This window comes from Sphingorhabdus sp. (assembly GCF_041737645.1).
Taxonomy (GTDB): domain Bacteria; phylum Pseudomonadota; class Alphaproteobacteria; order Sphingomonadales; family Sphingomonadaceae; genus Sphingorhabdus_B.
This window is the reverse complement of sequence record NZ_JBGSRI010000070.1, coordinates 1-25,507: the sequence shown is the minus strand read 5'-3', so window position 1 is coordinate 25,507 and position 25,507 is coordinate 1. Positions and strand designations below refer to the sequence as shown.

The 25,507-nt window shown below is 54.1% G+C and carries 25 protein-coding genes; 13 read left to right on the top strand and 12 right to left on the bottom strand.

Features of this window, described 5'->3' with window-relative positions; genetic code table 11:
- Positions 1-3 precede the first annotated feature (3 nt).
- Positions 4-222, bottom strand: a complete 219-nt coding sequence (gene infA / locus ACEW72_RS13405) for a translation initiation factor IF-1 (protein ID WP_125230427.1) — start codon at positions 220-222, stop codon at positions 4-6.
- Between the two features lie 185 nt (positions 223-407).
- Here infA and ACEW72_RS13400 point away from each other — a divergent pair, with 185 nt between their 5' ends.
- Entirely contained in the window at positions 408-3,083 is a 2,676-nt protein-coding gene (locus tag ACEW72_RS13400; RefSeq protein WP_373476894.1) for a TonB-dependent receptor, read from the top strand.
- 6 nt (positions 3,084-3,089) lie between these two features.
- On the opposite strand, the gene ACEW72_RS13395 is transcribed toward ACEW72_RS13400, so the two are convergent.
- From ACEW72_RS13395 to hisG, 7 genes are all read right to left on the bottom strand, one after another.
- Complete coding sequence (locus ACEW72_RS13395; protein WP_373476953.1) at positions 3,090-3,926, bottom strand: transcriptional regulator; 837 nt, start codon at positions 3,924-3,926, stop codon at positions 3,090-3,092.
- On the bottom strand, positions 3,926-5,104 hold the full coding sequence (locus ACEW72_RS13390; protein WP_373476893.1) for a GNAT family N-acetyltransferase: 1,179 nt from the start codon (positions 5,102-5,104) through the stop codon (positions 3,926-3,928). Before ACEW72_RS13390 ends, ACEW72_RS13395 begins: the two co-directional genes overlap by 1 nt.
- Before the next feature lie 127 nt (positions 5,105-5,231).
- Positions 5,232-7,328: a sodium-translocating pyrophosphatase gene (locus ACEW72_RS13385; protein WP_373476892.1), complete on the bottom strand. Its 2,097-nt coding sequence runs from the start codon at positions 7,326-7,328 to the stop codon at positions 5,232-5,234.
- A 140-nt stretch (positions 7,329-7,468) separates the two neighbouring features.
- A complete protein-coding gene (thiL, locus tag ACEW72_RS13380) occupies positions 7,469-8,383 on the bottom strand; it encodes a thiamine-phosphate kinase (RefSeq protein ID WP_373476891.1) in 915 nt (304 codons plus the stop codon).
- A 22-nt stretch (positions 8,384-8,405) separates the two neighbouring features.
- Positions 8,406-8,855 (bottom strand): transcription antitermination factor NusB, encoded by a 450-nt coding sequence (nusB, locus tag ACEW72_RS13375; protein WP_373476890.1) that lies wholly within the window; start codon positions 8,853-8,855, stop codon positions 8,406-8,408.
- Positions 8,852-10,141: a histidinol dehydrogenase gene (gene hisD / locus ACEW72_RS13370; RefSeq protein ID WP_373476889.1), complete on the bottom strand. Its 1,290-nt coding sequence runs from the start codon at positions 10,139-10,141 to the stop codon at positions 8,852-8,854. Before hisD ends, nusB begins: the two co-directional genes overlap by 4 nt.
- Entirely contained in the window at positions 10,128-10,784 is a 657-nt protein-coding gene (gene hisG, locus ACEW72_RS13365) for an ATP phosphoribosyltransferase (RefSeq protein ID WP_373476888.1), read from the bottom strand. Before hisG ends, hisD begins: the two co-directional genes overlap by 14 nt.
- Positions 10,785-10,823: 39 nt before the next feature.
- Here hisG and ACEW72_RS13360 point away from each other — a divergent pair, with 39 nt between their 5' ends.
- Positions 10,824-11,903 carry a DUF2332 domain-containing protein gene (locus ACEW72_RS13360; RefSeq protein WP_373476887.1) on the top strand — a complete coding sequence of 360 codons (1,080 nt, stop codon included), beginning with the start codon at positions 10,824-10,826 and terminating at the stop codon, positions 11,901-11,903.
- On the opposite strand, the gene ACEW72_RS13355 is transcribed toward ACEW72_RS13360, so the two are convergent.
- The 4 genes from ACEW72_RS13355 to ACEW72_RS13340 all read right to left on the bottom strand — a co-directional run bounded on the left by ACEW72_RS13355 (position 11,900) and on the right by ACEW72_RS13340 (position 15,093).
- Positions 11,900-12,814, bottom strand: coding sequence for an alpha/beta fold hydrolase (locus ACEW72_RS13355; protein ID WP_373476886.1), 915 nt, complete (start codon positions 12,812-12,814; stop codon positions 11,900-11,902). The genes ACEW72_RS13360 and ACEW72_RS13355 overlap by 4 nt on opposite strands.
- A gap of 93 nt (positions 12,815-12,907) precedes the next feature.
- The gene (locus ACEW72_RS13350) at positions 12,908-13,786 is read right to left on the bottom strand and encodes a pirin family protein (RefSeq protein WP_373476885.1); all 879 of its coding nucleotides are present in this window, start codon (positions 13,784-13,786) and stop codon (positions 12,908-12,910) included.
- A 49-nt stretch (positions 13,787-13,835) separates the two neighbouring features.
- Complete coding sequence (locus ACEW72_RS13345; RefSeq protein ID WP_373476884.1) at positions 13,836-14,672, bottom strand: helix-turn-helix domain-containing protein; 837 nt, start codon at positions 14,670-14,672, stop codon at positions 13,836-13,838.
- A 145-nt stretch (positions 14,673-14,817) separates the two neighbouring features.
- Positions 14,818-15,093, bottom strand: coding sequence for a BolA family protein (locus ACEW72_RS13340; protein ID WP_373476883.1), 276 nt, complete (start codon positions 15,091-15,093; stop codon positions 14,818-14,820).
- A 43-nt stretch (positions 15,094-15,136) separates the two neighbouring features.
- Here ACEW72_RS13340 and ACEW72_RS13335 point away from each other — a divergent pair, with 43 nt between their 5' ends.
- From ACEW72_RS13335 to ACEW72_RS13285, 11 genes are all read left to right on the top strand, one after another.
- Entirely contained in the window at positions 15,137-15,733 is a 597-nt protein-coding gene (locus ACEW72_RS13335) for a J domain-containing protein (protein ID WP_373476882.1), read from the top strand.
- Between the two features lie 11 nt (positions 15,734-15,744).
- Positions 15,745-16,740, top strand: a complete 996-nt coding sequence (gene cobS, locus ACEW72_RS13330) for a cobaltochelatase subunit CobS (protein WP_373476881.1) — start codon at positions 15,745-15,747, stop codon at positions 16,738-16,740.
- 42 nt (positions 16,741-16,782) lie between these two features.
- Complete coding sequence (locus ACEW72_RS13325) at positions 16,783-17,319, top strand: peroxiredoxin (protein WP_373476880.1); 537 nt, start codon at positions 16,783-16,785, stop codon at positions 17,317-17,319.
- The gene (locus ACEW72_RS13320; protein ID WP_373476879.1) at positions 17,316-18,518 is read left to right on the top strand and encodes an alpha/beta hydrolase; all 1,203 of its coding nucleotides are present in this window, start codon (positions 17,316-17,318) and stop codon (positions 18,516-18,518) included. The genes ACEW72_RS13325 and ACEW72_RS13320 overlap by 4 nt, the downstream gene beginning before the upstream one ends.
- Entirely contained in the window at positions 18,518-20,332 is a 1,815-nt protein-coding gene (gene cobT / locus ACEW72_RS13315; RefSeq protein ID WP_373476878.1) for a cobaltochelatase subunit CobT, read from the top strand. The genes ACEW72_RS13320 and cobT overlap by 1 nt, the downstream gene beginning before the upstream one ends.
- 44 nt (positions 20,333-20,376) lie before the next feature.
- Complete coding sequence (locus ACEW72_RS13310; RefSeq protein WP_373476877.1) at positions 20,377-21,072, top strand: hypothetical protein; 696 nt, start codon at positions 20,377-20,379, stop codon at positions 21,070-21,072.
- Positions 21,073-21,152: 80 nt separating this feature from the next.
- Complete coding sequence (locus tag ACEW72_RS13305; protein ID WP_373476876.1) at positions 21,153-21,824, top strand: nitroreductase; 672 nt, start codon at positions 21,153-21,155, stop codon at positions 21,822-21,824.
- A 117-nt stretch (positions 21,825-21,941) separates the two neighbouring features.
- Complete coding sequence (locus ACEW72_RS13300; RefSeq protein WP_373476875.1) at positions 21,942-22,133, top strand: hypothetical protein; 192 nt, start codon at positions 21,942-21,944, stop codon at positions 22,131-22,133.
- Entirely contained in the window at positions 22,130-22,987 is an 858-nt protein-coding gene (locus tag ACEW72_RS13295; protein ID WP_373476874.1) for a fatty acid desaturase, read from the top strand. The genes ACEW72_RS13300 and ACEW72_RS13295 overlap by 4 nt, the downstream gene beginning before the upstream one ends.
- Before the next feature lie 103 nt (positions 22,988-23,090).
- Positions 23,091-24,518 carry a cysteine--tRNA ligase gene (gene cysS / locus ACEW72_RS13290; RefSeq protein WP_373476873.1) on the top strand — a complete coding sequence of 476 codons (1,428 nt, stop codon included), beginning with the start codon at positions 23,091-23,093 and terminating at the stop codon, positions 24,516-24,518.
- Positions 24,515-25,453: a D-2-hydroxyacid dehydrogenase gene (locus ACEW72_RS13285; RefSeq protein WP_373476872.1), complete on the top strand. Its 939-nt coding sequence runs from the start codon at positions 24,515-24,517 to the stop codon at positions 25,451-25,453. The genes cysS and ACEW72_RS13285 overlap by 4 nt, the downstream gene beginning before the upstream one ends.
- Positions 25,454-25,507 lie beyond the last annotated feature (54 nt).

Here is a 25,507-nt window from a genome sequence, read left to right as displayed (position 1 = left end):
GCCTTACTTAAAGCGGTAAGTGATCCGGCCTTTGGTCAGATCATAAGGGGTCAGTTCGCACAAAACCTCATCACCCACCAGAACGCGGATGCGGTTTTTACGCATTTTGCCTGCGGTATGGCCCAAAACTTCATGGCCATTTTCCAGCTCGACACGAAACATGGCGTTGGGAAGCAATTCGCGCACCGTCCCGCGCATTTCGAGTAATTCTTCTTTTGCCATTCGGCCCCTTAAAATGCTTGTAAATCCAATGTTGTTGCGCCCTTAGCCGGTATAAGCGTAAAAGGAAAGAGCCACCGCGCAAAAGCTGTATTGCGACAAAATGTGACAAAGTTCATCTGTCGCGCACTCGGCAATTCGATAAATATAGTTTTCATATACCTAAAAAAACAGAGTTTCTCCCCACTATGATTATCTCCCGGTTCACTGCTTTTCTGCTTGTTTCTTCGGCATTTCCAGCTTGGGCGAATACGGAAATGCCGCAAATTGGTTCAGATCCGAACCAATTGATCGAAGAAGTTGATTCGGAATCAAGCGGGGAAATAGTTGTAACTGCTGAACGTATCAGGGGAGCGGTCGATACCGATGTCCCGCCTGTCGAGGAATTGAACGAAGCGGATATTGCGGCGGTCGGTGCATCATCTTTGACCGATCTGGTCGCGGCAGTGGCACCGCAAGTCAATTCGGGGCGCGGGCGCGGCGGAGGGCAACCCATCATATTGCTGAACGGCCAGCGCATTTCAGGCTTTCGCGAGCTGCGTGACTTGCCGCCTGAAGCGGTCAAACAGGTGCAGATATTCCCCGAAGAAGTCGCTCTAAAATACGGCTTTCGTCCAGACCAACGCGTCCTTAACTTCATCTTGAAAGATAATTTTTCATCTTTTGCCACCGAATTTGAACATGCCCAGCCCCAGGATGGCGGCTTTGGCACCAATGAATTCGAAACAACATTGACCCGTATAGGCCAGAAAACCCGTTTCAATCTGGATCTTGAAATTGAACGCGCAACGCCGCTGAGCGAGAGCGAACGCGACCTTATATTCGCAGATAGTTCACTGTTGGCACTTGATGGAAATATCAGCGGATTGACAAGCGGCGGCGAAATCTCGCCTTCCCTTTCCGCTTTGTCCGGAACAATTGTTACCCAAGCTGCGGTTCCTGTCGGCATCAGCAACCCCTCATTAGCTCAATTTGCAACCACGGCAGGCACACTGAATAGTGGTGATATCGGCCGGTTCCGATCATTATTGCCACGAAGTGAAAGATTGGAAATCAATGGTACGTGGAGCTATCTGTTAGGGCCGCAGTCCATAATTTCACTCAATGCAAATTACGCCCTTAATGGCAGTACTTCATTATTGGGCTTGCCGGGCGAAAGCTTCCTATTGCCGGGCAGCAGCCCTTTCTCTCCGTTCGGTAATGATGTCATCATCAACCGGTTTTTCGACACGCCACGTCCGTTGGAACGCAAGATTGAGGCGCATAGTTTTCAAACCGGCGGGACATTCAACCATCTTGTAAGTGGCTGGCGATGGACAGTTACAGGCAATTTTTCACGTACCGATAATGAAACGACCACAACGCGTAATCTCGACTTCGCATCATTACGCTCGGATGTTTTAGCTGGAACCGCAAACCCGTTTCTGGAAAATTTCGGTTCCGATCTCGTCTTTCTCGCTCCGGACTTGGCCAATACACTCATCCAGAATATCGATACACGCAGTACCATCGCTGGCGCGCCTTTTGCGTTACCCGCAGGTGAAGTGCAGATGACATTTGCGACAGGATTTACCCGGCAAATGCTAGACAGCACGACGGTCCGGCTAGGAACGGAAACCAACATAGCACTCCGTCGCAATATATTGAACCATTCGGTCAATGCCGAGTTTCCGCTGACGGCCAATGATTTCGGAATTGGCAAGACGATCGGTGAATGGGCGATCAACGGAAATATCGGATTTAGCGAGCTTTCCGATTTTGGCCGGTTGACCGAATATGGCGCTGGTTTGCGTTGGTCACCTGTAAAAAGTCTTACGTTTCAGGCCTCCATCACAGGAGATGAAAATGCACCGGGAATTGGCCAATTGGGCAATCCGGTGCTTGTGTCGCCCAACGTCGCGACATTTGATTTTGCGACGGGTCAAAGTCTGTTCGTTTCAATAATCAACGGTGGCAATCCGTTGTTGATTGGCGAAAAGCGTCGTGACCTAATTCTGAATGCAAGCTGGAACCCCGACTTTGTCAAAGATCTTGGTATTCAGCTCAGTTATTTCAAAAACAAAAGCCGGAACACAACCGCCAACTTCCCACTTTTGACGTCAGAAATCGAAGCGGCATTTCCTGATCGGGTAACGCGAAACAGCGCCGGACAATTGGTAAGCATCGACCAACGTCCGGTGAATTTCGACCGGGAAATGTCGCAACGTATTCGCTCGGGCTTCAACATATCCGGCTCGATCGGCCAACAACCGCAAGGCCGGGGCCCGATGGGCGGCCCTCCTGGTGCAGGGGGTGCCTCTGGCGGTGCCCCAACGCCGGGTGCAGGCGCGCCAAGAGGCGGTGGTCGCGGCGGTGGCTTTGGTCCGGGCGGCGGTATGCCGAGCAGGTGGAACATCGCGCTTTACCATACGTACCGGATACAAGAAGAAATTCTAATCCGGCCCGGCGTGCCCATGTTGGATCTATTAAACGGTTCGGCATTGAACGCCAATGGCGGGGCGTCACGGCACGAGGTAGAGTTGTCCGGCGGAGTATTCCACAAAGGCTTTGGTTTCAGGCTTCAAGGTACATATAAAAGCGGTACCACCGCAGATGGTACCGGCCTTCCGGGCAGCAACGATTTGCGATTCAGCGATCTTGCTACGATCAATACGTTTTTCTTCCTCAACTTTGATCAACAAGCGCGGGTAATCAAGAACGCATCTTTCCTGAAAGGAAGCCGCATCGCGTTTCGTATCCAAAATATCTTGAACGATATCATCGACGTTCGCGACCAGAATGGACAAGTGCCATTGGGTTACCAACCGGCCTATCTTGATCCGCGAGGCAGAGTGTTTGAATTGAGTTTTCGTAAAAGATTTTAGCGAATATCAGGAACGCATTTTCCTTATAATGCGCCAAACTATAGCCTTGCCGTTATTGGCTGCTGGGAAACGACCAGGTGCTGTGGGTTTCACGCCCAACTTACGTAATAGGCCGTTGAATGCCCGCGCATCAGCCTCCGCAAAACTCCAGTCGCTACGCCATGTGATGGACAAGGATATCGAAACGGCAGGCCCGTTTCTCACATGATGTGGTGCCATCACCGGAACAAACAGCCCCTGCCCAGCACTCAACGGCCACTCTGTACCACCGCACGCCAATTCATCTTGCCAGACCAGATTACGATGGCCTCCTATATGGTAACCTTCATGTATCTCATCGGGGGCATAAAGAGGGTCACCGGCGGGGAATTGGGTCATTACTTTTGACCCTGTCAATTGCAGCAAGATGTTATGCTCGGGGTCAAAATGATAAGGCGTGACCGCGTTTGGACTGGAAACAAAAATAAAGCCCTGCGGCATTAACATTTTACCCGTCTTAACTTCGATACAAGGTTTTAGTTCGCCCAGCAAATCCAGTAACAAGATTCTATATTCGGGAACTTGCTCGATATTCTTTAGAACGGCCCAACTGCTGCTGGTTTGTGCATTCCTGATCGTATCACCGATAGTTAGTCCATTTGCGGGCACGCTGTCGGGGTCGATGCCAACGGGCAGATTACCTTTGTTATACTCGACCGACTTTGCAGGCAACGCCTCCCCCAACGCGGCGAGGGAGGTTATCGTTAAAAGCGGATGGTCGTGCAGATTATGGGAAACAATATGTGGTGTTTCAGGATAGGCTTCGGCAAATTTCAAACGTGCCGCAGTATCGAAAACTGGCATCATGCCTCTTCTCCTGCGATAAATTCCTGATCGTCGGTCACAGTGCGCGAGGCATAGCGCGCAAGTTCTGCCTTAAGGAATGCGCCGAAAACCGACCTTCGGCCAAGTCCACCAATCGCGATCGAATAACGGCCAATGGACCGGCGACCAGTCCAAATGCTGTCGATCATAGGATGACCCTGTGCGGCGCAGCTATCACACCACAGAATATCGGGAGTATCAAGCAACGCCAGATTTTCGATTTGCAACAAAACACCCGGAGAAAAACGGGCGTAATTTTCATCAAAAGCGGTTTTGAATGAAAAGCAGCCTGGCGCCGAAATAAAATTGACCAACATCGCCATCGGCTTGCCATCCAAACGCAAATCGAGCCGTTCGAGCTTACCCAAGGTCGCTGCGCCGATCACCACTTCGGTAAACAGCGCGCGGGTCGATTCGAAGCTTGCCAAGGCCGAACCGTTCCGGCCCTTCCACCCGCGGTTTTCAAGATTTAGAAACTCTCCAATCCACTCCATCAAACCCGCTTCACTGGCATCGCGTGCAAAAGTCAGCACCCCTTCTTCGGCCAGACGGTTTTTTTGGCGGCGCAGCTCTTTGCGTTTTTTAGGACGAACCGCCTCTTCGTAATAAACTTGGGGCGTCACACCATTTTCCAGAAGAGCTCTTTCTGCTTGGTGTACCATCCCGTAGTTTCGGCGTTGTTTAGCGCATTGATTCTCCAAAGCATTGGCGATTTCACCGCCTGTCGTAACGCCGTTCATATGCAAAAAAAGTGATTGCCCGGGGTTGTTATCCAGAGCCGCGAACAATTCGCGCCAAAAGTCATCGGCATATCCCGTGCGGATAAGCGGCGTTCCTAGAAAAGCATTGTGGTGAAGCCAATTTTGCACATGCGGAAGCGGCCAACGGCCATATCGCTGATGCGTTGACAGAGGCATCAATCCGCATAATTGTTCGCCATCCCACAGTGTAAAGAGTTTTACCTGTCCGGATATATCAAATTGTTCCAAAGCCGGACGCAGGAACCAGCTTTCGCCGAATATATTCGGTTCCGAAACATGGCCGGCGAGGTCACTCCAAGCCGCAACAAAGCCACGGTCAATCGTGTCCAGCCAACCCGAAAGCCGCCGACTGATTACCCCTGCCCTGTTGGCGGCATCCTGTGCCCGTGTCGCCATTTTGCCCCTTGCCCCGAACGTCGAAGTTCGCAGTAACAGCAAGCGGCAAACAATTTGCTAATAAGGAAAACAAAAACCCCGCCGAAATCGCTTTCGGCGGGGTATGATTTTTGTAATCGCTTAATTGTTACATTCCGCCGTGCGCCAATGCAGCAAGAAGAAGGAGCGCTACGATGTTGGTGATCTTGATCATGGGATTGACCGCAGGACCCGCAGTATCCTTATAGGGATCGCCAACCGTATCGCCGGTAACCGCAGCTTTATGGGCTTCGGAGCCCTTGCCGCCATGGTTGCCGTCTTCGATATATTTCTTGGCATTATCCCAAGCGCCGCCACCCGAAGTCATCGAGATCGCAACGAACAGACCACCAACAATTACCCCGAGCAGAAGTGCGCCGAGCGCTGCAAAGCCCTCTGCTTGTCCTGCAACCGCCGTGATGATGAAATATACCGCAATGGGTGTCAGCACTGGTAACAGCGACGGAATGATCATTTCCTTGATCGCTGCCTTGGTTACAAGATCAACCGTACGGGCATAATCTGGCTTGGATGCATAAGTCATGATGCCAGGATCATTCGCAAACTGGTCACGAACATCTTTCACCACTTCACCAGCCGCACGACCCACAGCGGTCATGCCCATTGCCCCAAAAAGATAAGGCAACAGTGCACCGAGCAGAAGCCCGACGATGACATATGGATTTTCTAGACTGAAGTTGACCGTGAGTTCTGGAAAATATTCGCGAAGGTCAGCCGTATAGCAAGCGAACAATACCAATGCCGCCAGACCAGCCGAACCAATGGCATAACCCTTGGTCACAGCCTTTGTCGTGTTGCCAACGGCGTCGAGTGCATCTGTTTTTTCACGAACAGATTCATCAAGACCCGCCATTTCGGCAATGCCGCCGGCGTTGTCTGTGACCGGGCCATAAGCGTCCAAAGCGACAACCATGCCAGCCAAGGCAAGCATTGCAGTTGCTGCAAAGGCAATACCAATGACGCCGGCAAGCTGGAACGCGATGATGATACCGGCGCAGATGACGATTGTTGGCATCGCAGTTGATTCAAGGCTGATCGCCAGACCCTGGATAACATTGGTACCGTGACCGGTTTCCGAAGCCTTGGCAATCGAACGCACGGGACGATAATTGGTGCCAGTATAATATTCTGTTATCCAGATGATCAGACCTGTAACAACCAGACCGAGCAGCGAGCAATAGAACAGGGTGCGACCGGTAAATCCGCCCACACTCGTTTCCATGCCACCCAAAGCATAGCTGATTGCCCACCAGATGGCAGGCACCGAAAGGACAGCAGTTACAAGGAAACCCTTGTACATCGCGCCCATGATGTTCTTTCCGCCGCCGAGACGGACGAAATAGGTGCCGATGATGGAGGTGATAACACAAACGCCACCGATCAGAAGCGGCAGGGTCATAAGGTTCAGGAACAATGCGCTGTCAGTTACGCCTTTAACAAGGAGCGCGATCAGCACCATCGTCGCACCAACGGTAACAACATATGTTTCGAAAAGATCAGCAGCCATACCAGCGCAGTCGCCGACATTGTCACCGACGTTATCGGCAATAACCGCTGGGTTGCGAGGATCGTCTTCCGGAATTCCGGCTTCTACCTTACCAACCAGATCGGCACCGACGTCCGCTGCTTTGGTAAAGATACCGCCGCCAAGACGCGCAAAGATCGAAATCAGCGATGCACCGAAAGCAAGCGCAACAAGGGCATCGATCACTTCACGGCTGTTCGGTGCCAGCTTCGAGACATCGGTCAGATACCAGAAGAACACTGCAATCGCGAGAAGCGCGAGGCCTGCAACCAGCATCCCTGTGATCGCACCTGCACGGAATGCCATCGTGAGACCAGCCTGAAGCCCGGTCTGCGCCGCAGCGGCAGTGCGGACGTTGGCTCGAACCGAAATGTTCATGCCGACATAGCCTGCAACGCCCGAGAGCACAGCGCCGATTACGAAACCGATTGTTGGAACGACGCCAAGAAACAGCGCGACCAATATGGCAACAGCAACGCCTACGATGGCAATGGTGCGATATTGACGACCAAGATAAGCTTGCGCGCCTTCCTGAATGGCCGCAGCGATTTCCTGCATTTTTTCATTGCCAGCCGATGCGCTGAGCACCTGGCGGCTGGTTACAAAGCCGTAAACAACGGCAAGTAACCCGCATAATATTGCGATTATTGTCAGAGACATGAAATGTCCTCTCCCCTGTAGTTTTGCTGAAACAGCATAAAATGACACCCTCCTCCCGAGAGATGCAAGTTCGCCGCTATAGGGCGGCTTCAATCGTCAACGCAACCCTTTAAAGCGTCCTTTTCCAGCCGATTAGGTCACTAATGCTGATATCCAAGTGTCGGCGGAAGGGGCAATTGTTGATCGCCATCAAACAAAAACAGTCCGGCACCTTGGACGACACGGCCGATCAGAGTTGCCGTCACAGGCACATCGACCTCAGGCTGGATCGCAAACAATAGCTGGTAGTCATCGCCCCAACTTGCAGCCTGCATCCGACTTTCCAGAGCATCGCCACGATAGCTGACATAGGCGTCGGATAGAGGTATTTGTGCAAGATTTATGGCGATACCGACCTTGCTCGCGCTCGCCAATCTTTCGGCATCAAGCAACAAACCGTCCGAAACATCCATCATGGCATGTACAAATGGCGCCAGTAACTGGCCTTCATGAAGTCTTGGTTCGGGGCGATTATAGGCATCCGCCAAAATCCCCATCTCATCAAAACCAGCCTCGATCAACTCAAAGCCAGCTAGCGCATCGCCCAAGGTTCCCGTTACATATACCAGATCACCGATTTGCGCGCCCGTGCGCGCAGGAACCGGCACAAATGTTGCCAAGCCAATCGCCGTTAACCCCAAGGCGCGCTTATCCCCCCGGTTAGCCACGGTGTCACCACCCAGCAAGGGTACGTCGAAACGAACCAGAACTTCTTTCAACCCATCGGCAAATTGCCGGTCCCAAGGATCTTCGCCGAGCATGAACCCCAGCAATACGCCTAATGGTCGCGCGCCTTTTGCGGCGAGATCCGACAAATTGGATGCAACCAGTTTCCATGCAACATCCGCAGGATCCGCGTTGGACAGCCAATGCACGCCTTCGGCCATCATATCATGGGTCAGGATCAGATGTTCACTGCCAATAGACAGGACCGCGCAATCGTCCAATAACCCACGAGAAGCAGGATCGAATGCTATAGCGCGCATTAAGCCAATGAAGGCAGACTCTGTCGTCATGGCCGCTCACGCCCCAAAAGATTTACGCGCGCATGTCTTTAGCAACCGCGTCCAGCAAACCGTTTACGAACTTCGCGTCTTTCTTGTCAAAAAAGGCGTGGGCGACATCCATATATTCGTCAATGACCGCACCTGTTGGAACATCCGCCCGCGCGATCAATTCATATGTGCCGCAACGCAAGATCTGGAGCATGGTTTTATCAAGCCGCGACATTTTCCACATCTCGCCCAGCTTACCTTCGATCAGCACGTCTATCTCGGCGCGGCGCGCGTTCACGCCCGCAACGACATCGTCGAAAAAATCGACTTCGGCATCGGCATATTGCGCGTCTTCAATTTCCGCACCAAGGCGATGGGAATGAAATTCGTCGAGCAAGCGGGCCAGCCCGACCTTTTCCATATCCATCTGGTACAATGCCTGCACAGCCGCAAGACGGGCGGCCGAGCGGGCTTTTGAGCTCCGGGATTTCATAATCTTTTCCTGACACTTGCCGCATGTGCGGGCAAACCCTCCGCATCGGCCAATATTGCCGCCGCCGGGCCGACGGCTTTGATAGAATGCTTGTCGAGCGCAATGAAACTGGTGCGCTTCATAAAATCCAGCACCGACAACCCCGATGAAAAGCGTGCTCGGCGTCCGGTGGGAAGGACATGGTTGGGTCCAGCCACATAATCGCCAATCGCCTCGGGTGTCATGCGTCCCAAAAACACCGACCCGGCATGGCGTACCATGTTAAACAAGGATTCGGCGCGAACGTCATCCACGGCCAGCTCCAGATGTTCCGCCGCCAGTCGGTTCACAAGCGGCATCGAGTCTTCAAGGCTTTTGACGACCACGATCGCACCATTGTCTGTCCAGCTTTGTCCGGCAACCGCTCCGGTTGCCAATCCGGCAATCTGCGCCTCAACGGCCAACGCAACTTTGTCGGCAAAGGCGGCATTGTCGGTAAACAGGATAGACTGGCTGGTCGGATCATGTTCGGCTTGGCTCAGCAAATCGGCTGCGATCCAATCGGGTTTGTTCTGTGCATCTGCAACCACCACTATTTCAGACGGACCGGCAACCATATCGATACCAACCACACCATATAGCTGACGCTTTGCTTCGGCCACCCACGCGTTGCCCGGACCGGTAATTACGTCGACGGGTCTTATCCGGTCTGTGCCGTAAGCCAACGCCGCGATGGCTTGCGCCCCGCCAACCCGCCAGATTTCGTCCACGCCAGCCAAATGCGCTGCGGCCATGACCGTCTGATTTATTTCACCGCCTGGCGTTGGCGTTACCATGACCAGCCGCCCTACTCCGGCAACCTTTGCCGGAATAGCATTCATGAGCACGGACGACGGATATGCCGCTCTGCCACCGGGAACATAGACCCCTGCCGCATCAACAGCAGTCCAGCGCGCACCCAGACGGACGCCGGACTTATCGGTATAATCCCGGTTCTTTGGAAGTTGTGCCTTGTGATAAGTATGAATGCGCTTTGCAGCGAGTTTGAGCGCGTCACGCAAATCGGGCTTGAGTCCATCAAAGGCGGCTTTGCATTCGGCCGCTTCGACTTGCCAGCCTTCTTTGTTCAGGTCGAAACCATCAAATCTTTGGGTCAATTCGACCAAAGTAACATCGCCGCGCGCGCGGACATTGCGGATTGTCTGCTCGACAATGCTCGACACATCGGCATCTGCCTCGCGCCGGTCACTTACCAGCGCGTCGAAGGCCTCGTCAAAGCCCTTTGCCGAGGAATCAAGCCGCCGCACGTTCGCCTGACAACAATCGAAAGCGCTCGACCAACGCGGGCAAAGTACCGTTCATCATTTTATATGCAGCGCGATTGACAATCAGACGCGCTGACACCTGGGAAATCACTTCGGTTTCGACAAGGCCATTTTCAGCCAGGGTTTTACCCGACGATACCAAATCAACAATCCGACCCGATAGGCCCAGCATCGGCGCAAGTTCCATTGCACCGTTCAATTTCACGCACTCGGCCTGAATACCTTTGGCCTGATAATAACGACTTGTTGTCGCAGGATATTTGGTAGCCACGCGGATATGCCCGCCCATCGCAATATCATCAGCACCCGAAGGCATAGCCACAGAAATACGGCATCGTCCGATACCCAAATCAACAGGTGCATAGAGTTCGGAATAGTCAAATTCGTCGATAACATCTGACCCGACAATGCCAATATGCGCCGCACCATGCGCGACGAACGTTGCCACATCAAAGGCGCGCACCCGAATGATATTCATAGCAGGATTGTTTGTGGCGAATAACAGAGCGCGACTGCTGTCGTCAAAAAAAGACGATTCAGGTTCGATACCGGCGCTTTTCATAAGCGGCAGCGCTTCGTCTAAAATCCGTCCCTTGGGGATTGCAAAGATGATTTGTTCGGTCACAATGCCCGCGCTTTAGGGGCCACGCGCAGAAAGGGCAATATGTCTGACACATTCGGTATTGGCGTAATGGACGACCAAAGGGTGGCGGTAGGCATCAAAGTGCAAGCGGAACACTGCCGACGCAACGGGGCACCGGTTACGGCGCGCATTGTCGAGGCGCAACTTGCACTTATGCAGGGTGACACTCAATGCGGCCAGCGCATCGTCCACTGGCCGGGCCTGCCGTTAGAAGATGCCATGCCGCTGCGTCTTGCCGGTGGATTTCATCATCTCGTACTGACAGGCGCGGATTCCCGTCTTTTGCCGGTTTATCGCGGTGACATTGAAACGCAGGCCGAGGTCGACATTATTGTCGAGGCGGTAACCGCCGAACATGATGCGCGCCTGCTGCCCTGGCTGGACGGGCCGCCCCAAACGAACGAAGCGGGCCGCTCAGCCAGTTTTATGGCCGGGCTGCTGTGGTTGTCCGGCCGCATCGGACCGCGCTTCGAACTTAACGAAATAGGGGCAAGTGCGGGCATCAATACGATGATGGAGCGATATTGGTATAACCTTGGCGGTATCAAAGTCGGGCCGGAGGGATCGCCGATGCGAATCACGCCGGAATGGCGCGGGCCTCCACCTCCCGAAGCAAAAGTGGAAATTGTCGGCATATCGGGATGCGATCAATCCCCGGTCGATCTGGCCGATCGCGACGCCGCACTGCGCGTTAAAAGCTATGTCTGGCCTGAAAATGCGGGACGCTTGGAACGCATGGACGCCGCGATCGCGCTGGCGGCGCAAAAGCGTCCGGATGTGGTAAAGGCCGACGCGCTTGATTGGGTTCTGCAACGGTTGGCAGCGCACCAGGATAAGGCTGTCGTGCGGGTCTTTAACCACAGCATCGTTTGGCAATATATTCCGGCCGATAGGCGTGACGCCATTACGGACGCCATTGAAGCGCAGGGCAGAAAGGCGACAGCCGAGCGTCCTCTTGCCTGGATGATGCTCGAAACCAACCGCGAAACCTTTAAGCATGAATTGCAAATCCGCTATTGGCCCGGACCCGATCAGTGGCACCTGCTTGCCGAAGCCCAAGCGCATGGCGCTTGGGTGGAATGGCACGCAAGCCGGTCTTAGGCCAAAAAACGTTCTATCGCCGCATTCACCGCTTCGGGTTTTTCCCAGATGACAAAATGCCCGCAGTCGTAAACCGGTTCCACCACAACAGAAGGAACAAGCGTTTCGATACCATCGATATTGCTTGGGGGCAGAGCAAGGTCATCCATTGCCCAGACGACCAGCGTGGGGATCATTAATTTTGGAAATTCGCCAGCCGCAAAGGCGGGGATTTCGACGTCTTCATCCATTGCCGGGACATAAAGCGCGGATGCGCGATACCAATTGAGCATGCCGAAGCAGGCATCCCGATCTTCCCAATCGGTAAGCAAAGCAGCTCGCTCTTCTGGCTCCATTGCGCTCGGCTTGTCCCATTTTATGGTTTCGAGCAACAATCCGGTAAGTCCTTTTTCCCGAACCAACGTATCATTGGCATGGTCACGAAAGGCGCGGATATACTGGCTTGATGCGCGCTGGTTCATATCCTTTATCAATAAGCGCTGAAACAGAAAAGGATGCGGCGCATTTGCGATAATTGCGCGCGACACACGTCCTGCCCATGCCGGATTGAATGCGCCCGGCTGTCCGTTCAGCGCCACACTCCACGCTATCGCACCGCCCCAATCATGACCGGCGATAATAAAATTCTGTACACCCAAGGCGTCGGCAAGTGCAAAAATATCGGCGGTCAGCTTGTCTGCTGTGTAAGATTCAACGTCTTGCGGTTTTGAAGTCCCGCGATAGCCACGCTGATCCGGTGCGATACAATAAAAACGGTCTGCAAATGCTGCGATCTGGTGCCGCCAGGTACGATGTGATTCAGGAAAGCCGTGCAAGAATATAATGGCCGGATTATCCGGGTTGCCGGCAACATAAGCATCCATGTCAATTCCTGTCGAAAGCGACACGCGGCGAAGGGAGAGTTCGGTCATTCGGGTTCTAGCCTTTTGAAAGCGATGAGAAATCGGCACCGCAATTTCTTCTGAAACAGAAATTGGTCCATAATGATTGTAAAAAATCGGCAATCACGAACTTCGGGTGAGTGGAACTTCCGGTATGGGGATCGATTCCTTATCGTCTCCTGGAACGAGCGGGAAAGTTCCTGCTTTCCAGTCCGCTTTGGCTTGATTGATCCGGTCACGCGAAGAAGACACAAAATTCCACCAGACATGGCGCGGAGTCACGAAGGCCTCTCCGCCCAAAAGCATGACACGGCAATCGCTGTCCGCCCGCAGAGTCATCGCTTGTCCCGGCTTCAGCACATAAAGGCTATGCGGCTCCAGCGTTTCCCCGTCCAGACTTGCTGATCCAAGAGCGACCAGAATAGCTCGCTCATCCGCCTCTGCATCAATGGGAATGGTCGCTCCGGCGTTCATCAATATATCTGCATAAATGGTTTCGGCGTGTTGGGTCGTGGGTGCTGACACACCCCAAAGCGACCCCATAATAACCCGCGCAGAAACATTCCCGGTTTCGATAAGCGGCAAATTTTCTTGCGCCACATGTTCGAATGCCGGATCGATTTCCTCTTTTCCATCTGGCAAGGCGAGCCATGTTTGCATCCCCGATATGGGGGAGCCTAAGGCCCGCTCTGCCAATGGCGTCCGTTCGCTGTGCACAATGCCCTTGCCTGCGGTCATCAAATTGAGAGCGCCCGGCCGGATCGTCGCAAAAGTCCCCAAACTATCGCGATGGTCTATCGCACCTTCAAACAGATACGTCACTGTCGCAAGATTGATATGTGGGTGCGGACGAACATCCATTCCACTTCCTATATCAAAATGGGCAGGACCAAATTGATCGACGAAAATGAAGGGGCCGACCATTGTCCGCGCTTTGCTGGGCAAAGTGCGGCGCACTTCAAAAGCGCCTAAATCATGAGTGGTAGGGGTGATGAGCAACATGGTCGAACGATGCTGCCGCCTTCTATAAATTGTCAAGTCGGTAACGACGTCAATCTTCGTAGCGACTTTCCTCACGCAGTTTCAAACCTGCCGTTTGTAACGGTGTGACAGATTCGGCAAAAACTTTGGGCGTCATGCCGGTGTAGCGGCGGAACTCCCTGTTCATATGGGACTGGTCATAATAGCGAAGCGCGCCAAGCTCCAACTCGGTCGGACTGCTAAATCCACGCAAGGCGGCGGCAGAATCCAGAAACCGGCTCCGGCGCAAAATGGCCTTTGGAGTCAGGCCAAATGCGGTAAGACAGCGTCGTTCCAATTGCCGGGCCGACAGCCCGACCTGAGATGCAGCCTCCTCTATCCGAATCGTACTGTCAGTGCGGGCGATTATTTCAAACTGCGCCATTTGCTTGTCCGCATCACACGGTTGGAACGCAGCAAGCCGTTCACGGATAGCACTTTCCATCGCTTGCAACTGCCCCGCATCATCTTTCGCTTTTGCCACATTTTCGAACATCTTATCGGCCAATTCGCCCCAAAGCTTTTGCAATGGCAACATCTTGTCAGCGACGTCTTGATGCGTTTCGGAAAAAAGCGCGTGCCACCCACTGGGACGGATCGCAAAGCCCGTTACCGCAAACCCGCCCTTAACGCGCACCTTGAACGGTTTGCTATTCGCGCCGAAAAATACGGTATTGCCCGCTGTACCCCATTCGCCCGGCCCGGTTTCCGCGGCCCAGTCACCGCGTAACAAACAACGGACGAAAGCGGTTTCGGCCAGCAACGAATCTTCAACAACCACATTATCGGGCAAAGGCGCTTCGAGTACATAAAAACGACGGATATAGGGTGCCAGATCAGCCGATGGCCGATAGGTGCGCGACAGCATCACTTCCCCCATTTCCCCGGATGCGACCCAAACAGGCTATGCCCGCTCTTCCGGTAGGACACGACTAGTGCATGAAAGCCTTGTTAGGCAAGGTTTTTCCTGAGTCCGTTCATTGGACCTGCAGCCCGACCTTAACCCCGACAATTTATTCGACAGGCGCGGTTACCTTAATCGCCAACGCATGGACGCGGTTACCGGGAATATCCCCGAGCGCATTGTTCACCATCCGTTGACGCATCACACGGCTCACGCCGGCAAAGGCGATACTTTCAATTTCAATGGTAAAGTGCGATTCTCCCGACCCGTCATCGCCACTATGGCCATGATGTTTTGCGCTGTCGTTGATTACAGCAAGACGAGATGGCTCAAACGCCGCCGTAAGAAGAACTTCCATTTCAAGTTGGGCTGGACCTTTTTTCATTTCAGACCCTTCCCATATGTCTTGTTTTTCGCCAAGGAAAATCATGGCATCCGACCGACCTAATGACAGATTCCATGGCCGTGTGCGCGGGTCACGGCGGGCCTGCGCTTATCCGGGATGCAGGGAAACAGGGGAATTTCGGGCCCCCGATCCGCTTGGACAGGCCGCATCGCCCAATGGCCCTGGCGACTATCAATTTCTATGCCTCGACCATGTCCGTGAATTCAATGCCGGATATAACTGGTTCGACGGAATGACGATGGAAGAAATCATGGCGGCGCAAAGTCCGCTAAACGTCTGGCCATCCGAAACACGCGCGTTTGGCGCCAATGGCGGCGTCGATTCGCCGCCCAAATGGGCGGACTTCAAAGACCCGCTCGACGCGATATCCGCACGGTTTAGGGATCGGATGCCCAAGGAACGTGCCGATGGCAAAATACTGTCGCCGCAAGACCGCTCTGCGCTAAAGACGCTAGGGCTTGCGGTGGATGCTGACCGCCGCGCATTACGCACTGCCTATTCCGCAAAGGTGCGGGCTTACCACCCTGACAAAAATGGTGGTAACCGGTCTTATGAAAAGTCTTTGCAAGACGTAATTGCGGCCTATACGCACCTTAAATCATCTCCTGCATTTATCTGAAGAGACTTGGCATGACAGACATTCCCAATATCCAACCCGACAGCCGCGACGCGACCATTCTTGCCGCACCCGACAAGACCGTAAGCGTCCGTGAGTTGTTCGGGATAGACGTGGATATGGAATGCCCTGCCTTTTCAATCGCAGATGAACGGGTGCCTGACACCGACGACAGTTATGTCTTCGATCCGGACACTACTTTGGCGATATTGGCCGGTTTCGCGCACAATCGCCGTGTGATGGTACAAGGGTATCATGGAACAGGGAAATCCACCCATATCGAACAAGTGGCCGCCCGCCTGAAATGGCCGTGTATTCGTATCAACCTTGACGCACATATAAGCCGGATTGACCTGATTGGGCGCGACGCCATCGTGCTGCGTGACGGACAACAAGTGACTGAATTTCGTGAAGGCCTGCTACCATGGGCATTACAAACGCCTACAGCGCTTGTTTTTGACGAATATGACGCAGGCCGCCCCGACGTTATGTTTGTGATCCAGCGCGTTTTGGAAACCGAAGGCAAGTTGACGCTGCTGGACCAAAATCGCGTGATTAGGCCTAACCCGTTTTTCCGATTGTTTGCCACTGCCAACACCGTTGGTCTTGGTGATACCAGCGGTCTGTATCACGGAACGCAGGCGATCAACCAGGGTCAGATGGACCGTTGGAACATCGTTGTCGGCCTCAACTATTTGCCTGCTGAAGTTGAAAGCGAAATCGTTTTGGCCAAGGCATCGGGCACTGACGCAACGAGCGTTGCCAATATGGTCAAGGTTGCCGATCTTACGCGTCAGGGCTTTATTAACGGCGACATTTCAACAGTAATGAGCCCGCGTACCGTTATCACCTGGGCACAAAATACCGCTATTTTCAAAGATGTCGGCTTTGCATTCCGCCTGTCTTTCCTGAATAAATGCGATGAAGCGGAACGTGCACTTGTAGCAGAATATTACCAGCGCGTTTTTGGCAAGGATTTGCCCGAAAGCGTTGTCGGAAAATCGAATTAACCCAACGGGCACCCCTGCCCAAGCGCCGCCAAGGAGCAACATATGAAACGTCTCTCGCTGATTGTTGCAGTGTGTCTCGCAAGTGCTCCTGCATCCGCCGCACTCAAACCCGGAGTGCGCGCAACAGATTTTACAACGCAAGCAGTGCTCGCGGGGGAACCTTATACCTACAATCTCAACAAGGCGCTGAAGCGCGGGCCCGTTGTGCTGTACTTCTACCCCAAGGCTTTCACCTCCGGCTGCACCGTCGAAGCACATGAGTTTTCAGAAGCTGCAGATGAATTTGCTTCTTACGGTGCGTCGATCATTGGCATGTCAGCAGACAAGGTAGAGACTTTGAAACGCTTCTCGGTTGAGGCCTGTCGCAATAAATTCACGGTCGGCGTGGCCTCCAAGCCGGTGATCAAGGCTTATGATGTCAGCCTGCCCGTGATGGGGGGCTCGAACCGAACCACCTATGTTATCGCGCCCGACGGCAAGGTGTTGTTCGCTTACTCGGAACTTGGCGTCAAAGGCCATGTTTCGGGTGCCCTGAAAGCCGTCAAAAACTGGCGCGCCGCAAATCCCAAGTCAAAATGATGCGGAAACTGTCGGGTATAATTCTGGCAATAATGATGCTATCCGGTTGCAGTGTCGCGGTTGAATATGGTGATGTCCCGCATAACCTGCTCACCGAAAACCCACGATGTAACCCGGCACAGACGGATGCTCCCGCCATCGTAGGCAAGGACTATTTCGCGGTCACCAGCCGACTGCCAGACTGCCTTGGCGAGAATGTGCGGCTTACAAACCATCGCACCGATCGGGTCCGTTACGCCCGCTTTGCGCCACCGCTGACCGCCAAACCTGCCAAGGGCGATAAGCAGATCATTGTGCCCCTCGCCTTCCAGCCAGAAGCGGACTGGTGGGATGGGCTACGCGACGCCGCCAATCTGCGCAAAGGCCGCGTACTCCTCTATGTTCACGGCTATCGCGAAACGTTTCCGTCAACGGCGAAAGACACTGTGCAGATCGCGAATTTGACACAATTTGACGGGCCGATCATCCAGTATAGCTGGCCATCACAGGGCAATTTGCTGAGTTATGCGGTCGATGAAACCAATATGTATTGGGATGAACGCAATTTCCGCAATTTCCTGACCAAATTGGCCAAAGCCGAATGGGTCAAGGAAATCGTAATCGTTTCGCACTCATTAGGCGCCCGATTAGTCATTCCAGCTGTGGAATATGTTGACCGCAGTTCAACCAATGCTGATTCCAGTAATATCTCCAATATCATATTAGCATCGCCTGATGTGGACCGTGAAGATTTCGAACGCGACATCGCCGAAGAGGTTCTGGCCGCACGGCGTGTGAATAACGACCGGCGCATTACGGTTTATGCGTCACGCAGCGACAAGGCGTTGGCGGTGTCGCGCGCTTTGCATGGCTATCCCCGTCTCGGCTCGCCTTATTGCTTCAACCCATTTGAAGCCAAGGAACTGATCGCCAAGGGCTTGCCGGCGCGGTGTTTTGCCACAAAAACCAAATATGAAACGCAGCCAAGCAAAACCGGCTTCACCATAATCGACACAACGGACGTGACAAGCGGAGGCAGCGGTCATAGCGATTATTTGCGCAGCATAGCCGTCTGCCGTGACTTTGCCGCTACCGTAAATGGTTCGCGTGAAAATGCCGACCGCATTTCAACGCAAAGCGCGCATGTCTTCAGACTGCAAACCAGCGGAAAGTTCACCAAGGAACAGGTAGCAGCTGCATGCAAATGGGCGGATGAATAATGGCGAACGAATCCCCGCTGGAACAATTCAAGCAGGTTCTTACCGGTACGGCCCGCGCCATCGCGCATGAGCCGGAGGTGGAGCTGGCCTTCACCGCCGACGCGCCCACCCAAGCGGGCAAGAATTTCAAAGTTCCAATGCCCGGCCGGTTACTTCCGCCCGACCAAGTGGCGGAGGCGCGAGGCTTTGCCGATAGTTTTGCGCTAAAGCTGAAACATCACAATCCGGCTCGCCACGCAGCTTTGCGTCCTTCCGAAGCAATAGCCGGGGCAGCATTTGATGCCGTGGAAAATGCCCGTGTCGAGGCACTGGGATCGCGCAATATGGCGGGTGTGGCGGCCAATCTGGGGCGGGCACTTGATCTCAAGCTACGCACCGACCCGATCAGCCGCGCGCAAGCGGCGGACGAAGTACCTATTTCGACGGCCCTTTCGCTGATCGTCCGTGAACGGCTTACTGGCGCGGTGGTGCCTGAAAGCGCAGCGGCGGGTGTCGATATGCTGCGCGGCTGGATCGAGGAAAAGGCGGGTAGCGATCTCGACGCGCTTGGCCTCGCGCTCGATGACCAGACCGCCTTTGCCGCGCTGACGCAGAGCATGCTGGAGCATCTCAATCTCACCGAAGGCGATATCGATCCTTCCGACGCCGACGATGGCGGGGACGATGCCGAAGACAACCAAGAACAGGACGGCGAGAGCGAAGATGATGGCGAAGGCGAAGCCGGCGAATCCGAAGCCCGCGCCCAGCCCCAAGACGGCGAAGGCGAAGAGACTGAAGCCGACTATGACGGCGAAGACATGGACGACCAGGACAGCGCCGACGGCGAAATGGGCGACGACGGGATGCAGCCTGTCACCCCGCAACGGCGCAACTGGGACCATTTACCGCAGAGCGATTATAAAATCTGGTCGACCAAATATGACGAGACGATCACAGCGACCGAACTAGCCGACGAAGAAGAACTGAATCGCCTGCGCGCCTATCTCGACCAGCAATTGGCCAATTTGCAATCGGTAGTTACCAAGCTTGCCAACCGCCTGCAACGCCGCCTTATGGCGCAGCAAAACCGAAGTTGGGATTTCGATCAGGAAGAAGGCATGCTGGATGCTGCGCGTCTCGCTCGCGTCGTTGTGTCGCCGGGCAGTTCGCTATCCTACAAAGTGGAACATGAAACCGATTTCCGCGACACGGTTGTGACCCTTTTGCTCGACAATAGCGGATCGATGCGCGGCCGTCCGATCAGCATCGCCGCGATCAGCGCCGACATATTGGCCCGCACTCTCGAACGGTGCGGCGTGAAGACCGAGATTTTGGGCTTTACGACCCGCGCCTGGAAAGGCGGACAGGCACGCGAAGACTGGCTGGCTTCGGGCCGTTCGCCCATGCCGGGCCGCCTTAATGACCTGCGCCATATCATATACAAAAAGGCCGACGAGCCTTGGCGCCACGCGAAGCGCAATCTCGGCCTGATGATGCGAGAGGGGTTGCTCAAGGAAAACATCGATGGCGAGGCCCTGCTCTGGGCGCACAACCGCCTGATCGCGCGTGCCGAAGATCGGCGCATATTGATGGTGATATCCGACGGCGCGCCGGTCGACGATTCGACGCTGTCGGTCAATCATGGCGGCTATCTGGAGCAGCATCTTCGCAAAGTGATCGAAATGATCGAGACGCGCTCCCCCGTTCAACTGGTCGCCATAGGCATCGGCCACGACGTAACGCGCTATTACAAGCGGGCCGTCACCATCATGGACGCCGAACAATTGGGCGGGACGATGATCGAGCAATTGGCAGGATTGTTTGACGAGGAGTAAAAGGGATGGGAGCACACCAAAAGCTACGTTGGCTTTATTTGCTAATGACAATGCTGATTTCGGCGAGCGTGCTACTTGGCTTTTCTACGACCTATCTCACCAAGGAACAATTGATCGATGATCCGCAATCACTTCCATTGGCGGTTCATGTTCACGGCTTAGCATTTCTCACATGGTATGTGTTACTCGTCATTCAAGCGATTTTGGTTATGCGGCGCGAGATGCAGATGCATCGATTGCTCGGAACCACCAGTTTGTTGCTAGCATTTGTAATGATCACCAGCGGACTGCTCGTAATTGCGGTTCAAATAAAAAACGGGCTTGAAGGCGATGAGTTCTGGGCTGCCTCCTCACTTGCGATTTTTGCCAACTTGATCACATTTTGCCTATTCTTCGGTGCCGCGTTGTTGAACCGTGGTTCGCCCGAAGTGCATAGGCGCTGCATGATAATTGCAGCCGCAACGGGCAGTGGAGCCGCGCAGTTCCGCAATTTCCTGGCAGTTTCGGATGCCTATGTTTACGCCGTTCCTACCGGTATATTGGCAACAAATCTTTTCTTAGTGCTTGCCATGGTCGGCGAATGGGCAATCCATCGGCGCATTTCCAGATTATATGCGATCGCGCTACCTATCATTGTTGGCTTCGAATGCGCGATGCTTTGGCTTGCATTTACCGATGCAGGAGTCGCGATGCAGTCAGGATTTGTCGATGTAATGAAGCCATTTTTACGCTTTTATTGAATTGCCAAGGAATAGACTTGCCTTTCGAATCTTGCGTGGCATGAGTTAATCAACCGATTAAATTTTGCCGGAGCATTGCCATGAACGTAACCGAAGCCGTCGCCAGTCGCCGATCCATCCGGCAGTTCCTGCCTACAGCCGTGCCACAAGGTGCCCTCCAACGCGTGCTTCAAAAGGCGCAGCGGTCGCCGTCCGGCGGCAATACGCAGCCGTGGAACGCCGTTATCCTGACCGGGCAGCCGCTGGCCGACCTGACCGCCAAGATCAAGGCGAAGGCGGCGACCGCTCCGCTAGGTGAAGGGCATGAATATGACATCTACCCCAAGGGTCTGGAAGGCCGTTACGAGGACCAGCGCCGCGGTGTCGGAAAGGCCATGTTCGACGCCCTAGGCCTTGCGCGCGAAGATGGCGCAGGCCGTGTCGCACAGATGATGAAAAACTGGGATAGCTTCGACGCACCCGTGCAGTTGTTCACATACACCCGCAAATATATGGGTCCGCCGCAATGGTCGGACATGGGCATGTGGTTGCAAACCGTCATGCTGCTGCTGCGTGAGGAAGGCCTCGACAGTTGCGCGCAGGAAATCTGGGCGATGTACGGCACTTACATGCGCGAATTGCTGAACATTGATGATGACCATATCTTCTTCTGTGGCATGGCCATTGGTTATCGTGATCCGGACGCGGCCGTGAATAATTTCGCGGTGCCGCGAGTGGAGATTGACCAAGCGATCCGGTGGGACGGGTTTTAGGCAACCGCAATCCTGCGCAGATATCTGTCACCCTGAACTTGTTTGAGGGTGACGATGGGAGGTGGAAGGCAGGAGGTGGCTTGACCTAATCGTGCATTTCCAGCATTCTCGACACCAATGTCAGTAGTTAAATCTTTCTTCTTTTTCGGGCCGTTTTTATTTGGCATCGCCTTCCTTGCGCCCTTGGTTGCGCAAGTAATGCTGAGGCTGGATTTGAATGCACCCTTTTCGTTGTCACCGCTACAATTTGGCCTGATTATCGGAACGGTTCTGGGCTTGATCGCGACTTACCGGGGCAAATGGATATGACCAGTCAAAGCCTACGCGCTCGGGAAAAGGCAATTGCAGACCAATTTACGGGCGGCATCCCATGGCTCATGGTATTTTGGGGCATAACGAACACGGCCATTTGGTTCGCATTATGGCCGCTGGTCTTTACCGGCATCATGCCGTTGTGGCTTGGTTTCATCATCGCGACGATCAATATCACAGCGAGCTATCTGCCGTCGCATGATGCACAACATTATATTATCGCGCCAAAGGGATCAAAACTGGAGTGGTTTAACGAGCTTGTCGGACACTGGTCGCTTATCCCGCTGACACTGCCGCTGCGCACGGCGCGGATCACGCATATGGAGCATCACAAGCACGCCAATGATCCGCTCTTGGACCCCGACTATTCAACCCACGCAACGGGCCCGTTGCACGCAATATGGAAAACCATCGCCAACCGCCAACCTCGGGCTGAAGGCGGGTTCAACCGCTACGGCCAGCTTTTGCAGCAATGGGACAGCCCGGCCGCCAAGTCAGCTTTGAATGACGCGATTGTCAGCAAAACGCTGTTCTTCGGCATTCTCGCCGCCTTGGCACTTAGCGGTTATGCAATAGAGGCGGCATTGCTGTGGTGGCTGCCACGTCATTTGGCACTTACCTATATTTCCTTCTACCTTAGCTGGGCTCCACATCATCCGGGCGTCGAAAAAGGACGGTATAAAGATACCAGAGCATTCAAAAGCAGGATGGGCAATATCTGGTCATCCGGCATGCAATATCACATCATCCATCATCTTTATCCCACGATCCCGCTGAACAAGACACCTGCTGCATACCGTGCTCTTCGCCCGATATTATTGGAACGCGGGTGTAATCTCGACAATATGTAGGCCAATAGGGATTTACGGCGCAGCCTTGTACGAAGCATCGCTCTGACCTTGTTCACCCCGCGGTGGCTTGACCTCCGCACCCATTTCCAGCATCGCCCTTCAAATGTCCGAACTTAAACTCTTCAACAGCCTGACCCGGCAACTTGAACCCTTTGTTCCCGTCCATTCCGGCGAGGCGCGCGTCTATACCTGCGGCCCCACCGTCTATAACTATCCCCATATCGGCAATATGCGCGCCTATGTGTTCGCCGATACGCTGGGGCGCGTGCTGAGCTACAAGGGATACAAGCTCACCCATGTCATCAACATCACCGATGTCGGCCACCTGACCGATGATGCCGATGCGGGTGAAGACAAGATGGAGAAAATGGCGGCGGAGAAAGCCCAATCGATTTGGGATATCGCAAAACATTATACTGAAGCCTATTGGGCCGACATCAAAGCGCTCAATATCCGGCAGCCGGCGCACTGGTCGATTGCCACTAAGTATGTGCCAGCCATGATCGATTTTGCCAAAAGCATCGCAGACGCGCATTGCTACGAACTGGAAAGCGGCCTCTATTTCGATACCTCGACGGTCGCCAATTATGGCGCTTTGGCCCGGGCCAAAACCGAAGATGGCGCCAATGCTCAGGGGGGCCGCATCGAAGAAGTCGAAGGCAAACGCCACGCCGCCGATTTTGCCATCTGGCGCAAGACGCCCGCCGGGGAAAAGCGGCAGATGGAATGGGACAGCCCATGGGGCAAAGGCGCGCCGGGCTGGCACCTGGAATGCTCGGTCATGTCCGAAGCGTTGCTGGGCCTGCCCTTTGACATTCACACCGGCGGCATCGACCACCGCGAAATCCACCACCCCAACGAAATCGCCCAGAACCAGGCGCGGTGCGGCGGCGACCACAGCGGCGCTAACATCTGGATGCACAACAACTTCCTGATCGAACGTAGCGGCAAAATGAGCAAATCATCGGGCGAGTTCCTGCGCGTGCAATTGCTCTTCGACAACGGCTTCCACCCCCTCGCCTATCGCCTGATGTGCTTGCAGGCACATTATCGCAGCGAATTGGAATTTAGCTGGGAAGGGTTGCAGGCGGCGTTCGTGCGGTTGAAGCGGATGGTGATGGCGGTTGAGAAGCTTCCGGAACGAAATAGTAATGAAGTCCCCGAAGAAGTATTGATGTGGATTGACCAAGCAATTTTGCAGGACTTGAATACGCCTCCTCTACTGGCCTCGTTCGAGCTTGCCATACAAACTAAACATGCGCCATCAGAGGAAAAGTGGGCGGTTCTGGATCGAGTTGACCCAATACTGGGCCTTAATCTCCTACGCTTAACCCGCACCGACCTCCGCATCCGCCCCAAAGCCGCCATCATCACCGAAGCGGAAATCGAAACCGCCCTCGCCGCCCGCAAGGAAGCCCGAGCCGCCAAGGACTTCGCCAAATCCGACACGATCCGCGACGACCTGATCGCAAAGGGCGTAGAAGTCATGGATGGCGATCCATTGGGTTGGGATTGGAGACTAGATATATGACCATTGCAGTAATGTCGGGCCTTATTCGTCCGTTGCTCGAACCAATGCTTCCCGCCGATCTCGACGTGCGCTGGTTCATGTCGACCGAGCAGGCACTGGAATTGGCACCGCTGGCCGACATTGGCTGGTTTGACCTCAATGACAAGGCGGAGATGTTCAAGATCATTTCCGCAGCGACCAACCTCAAATGGCTTAACTCCATCTATGCCGGTGTCGACGGAATGCCCTTGGCCCAGCTGAAAAGGCAAGGCTGCAAGGTAACCAACGGCGCCGGCATCAATGCCATTACCATTGCGGAATATGTTGTGATGGGCATGCTAACCGTCGCAAAGGGTTACCGCGAGGTTGTGCGAGCGCAAGAAAAACACGATTGGCTGCTGGATTCACCGGGCAAAGTGGAATTATTTGGCTCGAAAGCCTTGCTGCTTGGCTATGGCGCCATTGGCAAACTGATTGAGGAGCGACTGAAGCCCTTTGGCGTGGACGTCACAATAGTGCGCCGTACGCCGGGGCCAACGAGCCTTGCCCCCGACGCATGGCGTGAGCGTTTGGGCGAATTTGACTGGGTCATTCTCGCAGTTCCGGCAACTCCGGAAACCGACGATATGATCGGTGCCGTCGAGCTGGCATCAATGAAGCAGAGCGCCGTCCTCATCAATATTGCCCGTGGTTCTGTCGTTGAACAGGATGCGCTGGTAAAGGCGTTGCAGGATAAACAAATCGCCGCCGCTTTCCTTGACGTCACGATGCCGGAACCCCTGCCCGCCGATCATCTCTTATGGACGCTCGACAATGCCCATGTCACAATGCATCTTTCCGGACGGGCGCAGGACAAGATGTTTATACGTTCAGCCACACGCTTTTTCGAGAATCTGGAACGCTACCGAAAGGGCGAGAAGCTGGAACCCCTCGTAAATCTGGATCTGGGATATTGAATATGGCACATAATCCGGCTGAAATCTGGCATAAGGTGGCCCTGTCGCGCGATG